The organism is Luteirhabdus pelagi, from assembly GCF_016827595.1.
GTDB lineage: Bacteria > Bacteroidota > Bacteroidia > Flavobacteriales > Flavobacteriaceae > Luteirhabdus > Luteirhabdus pelagi.
Window position 1 is genome coordinate 1 of record NZ_JAECMS010000049.1, and the last position, 441, is coordinate 441.

Annotated in this window: 1 protein-coding gene; it reads left to right on the plus strand. The window is 29.0% G+C overall.

Annotated elements, in window-relative coordinates; all coding sequences use genetic code 11:
• The coding region (locus I4Q58_RS15510) for a hypothetical protein (RefSeq protein WP_203296822.1) at positions 1 to 441 on the plus strand (441 nt) is incomplete at both ends.

Sequence of the window (441 nt, forward strand, 5' to 3'; positions counted from 1 at the left end):
ATTTTAATAATTGGAATATTAATTTCAATATTTCATATTTTAAATGACCAAGGTGGTTCAGCTTTAGGAAATATAATGGACACTTTAACTATTACTTCAATAGTTCTATTTCTATCTACAATCCTTTTTATTATTCTATCATTCAAGAAAAATATCCGAAAAATAAGTGTCTGGATTTTTCTAATTTTAAGCTGTCCTCTTGCTCTAATGTCTATGACTCATATGACAAAGGAGCTTTCTTTAAAAATTACAGAAACGACAACACCCGATAAGTTTGTCTACAACGCACAGGTTTCGATAGCTAAATACGAACGAGATAAAGTCAAACTTCAAAATCTAGTTGATAGTCTAATAAAAATCAAGGTTGTTGAAAGACCAGCGGATTTAAATTTGAGATATTTTAACGGCAAAACTTATAATGATTCAATAGAAAGAGATTGG